The 1,098-nt window shown below is 35.2% G+C and carries 2 protein-coding genes and 1 pseudogene; 1 reads left to right on the top strand and 2 read right to left on the bottom strand.

Features of this window, described 5'->3' with window-relative positions; all coding sequences use genetic code 11:
* Positions 1-56: 56 nt before the first annotated feature.
* Positions 57-191, top strand: a complete 135-nt coding sequence (locus GO685_RS05775) for a hypothetical protein (RefSeq protein ID WP_281356231.1) — start codon at positions 57-59, stop codon at positions 189-191.
* Between the two features lie 30 nt (positions 192-221).
* Here GO685_RS05775 and dcd read toward each other — a convergent pair whose 3' ends face one another.
* Both dcd and GO685_RS05690 read right to left on the bottom strand, forming a co-directional pair.
* A complete protein-coding gene (gene dcd, locus GO685_RS05335) occupies positions 222-779 on the bottom strand; it encodes a dCTP deaminase (protein ID WP_175937882.1) in 558 nt (185 codons plus the stop codon).
* A 157-nt stretch (positions 780-936) separates the two neighbouring features.
* Positions 937-1,098 (bottom strand): annotated as a pseudogene (locus GO685_RS05690) (IS5-like element ISSoc13 family transposase); the annotation flags it as partial.

Below are 1,098 nucleotides of genomic sequence, written 5' to 3'. Positions count from 1 at the left end.
TTTGACAAGACTGCTGAGGTTTTTATGGGTTTTTTAAACTTCGTTGGTTCTCTCATATGGCTTCTCTAAAATTTTGTTCACAGAGCCTAAAGCAAAGCGAATTAGCACGAACTATGCTATCACCTGGTAATGGTGGAATGTTGTCTATAGAGCAATGCGATAGTACAAGACGAAATGAAATCTCATCATAGGTGGTAGTGGAAGATCACTCTTACAGTAATTCACTTTACCAGTGGTAAAGTAATACCGCACTGCTTCATATACTTTCCTTTCATGTCATCATATGATTTTTCACACTCGCTTTCACCACTTAAAAACACAAATTGGCACGCTCCTTCATTAGCGTAAATTTTTGCAGGAAGTGGAGTAGTGTTTGAGAATTCGAGTGTGACATGACCTTCCCATCCAGGCTCCAAAGGAGTAACGTTTACTATAATCCCACACCTTGCATAAGTTGATTTACCAACACAAATAACTAGTATATTCCTTAGTATACGAAAATATTCAACTGTACTTGCAAGTGCAAAGCTGTTTGGCGGAATTATGCATATATCTGTTTCCTTATCTATAAAACTATTCTCGGAAAAATTCTTAGGATCCACCACGGCTGAATTAACGTTAGTAAAAATCTTGAATTTATTGCCAACTCTCGCGTCATACCCATAAGATGATAGTCCAAAAGATATAACACCTTTACTGCTTTTGTGATCCACAAAAGGCTCTATCATTCCAAAATTTTCAGCTTTTTCTTTTATCCATTTATCTGGCATAACCGCCATAATTGTCCTATAAAGTTGTGTAATACTTACAATAATATAAAATAAAATTTAAATGTAAACTACAGACCTAGGCTCTGTGAACAAAATTTCGTCATGAGAAAATAAGGAAAAATGTAGCAAAAACTGGTAGTTTAACTTAGTCTCTGTGAACAAAATTTTAGAGAAGCCATATGAGAGAACCAACGAAGTTTAAAAAACCCATAAAAACCTCAGCAGTCTTGTCAAATTGAGAAAAAACACCTCTAAAGTTCTTGATTTTTCCAAAGAAGCATTCAATCAAATGCCGCTCTTTATAAAGATGTTTGTCGTAGTCTCTCTT

Source organism: Wolbachia endosymbiont of Madathamugadia hiepei, assembly GCF_013366855.1.
In the GTDB taxonomy this organism is placed as follows: domain Bacteria; phylum Pseudomonadota; class Alphaproteobacteria; order Rickettsiales; family Anaplasmataceae; genus Wolbachia.
Note: the sequence above shows the minus strand (reverse complement) of the source record. Positions and strands in the feature narration are given on the sequence as shown.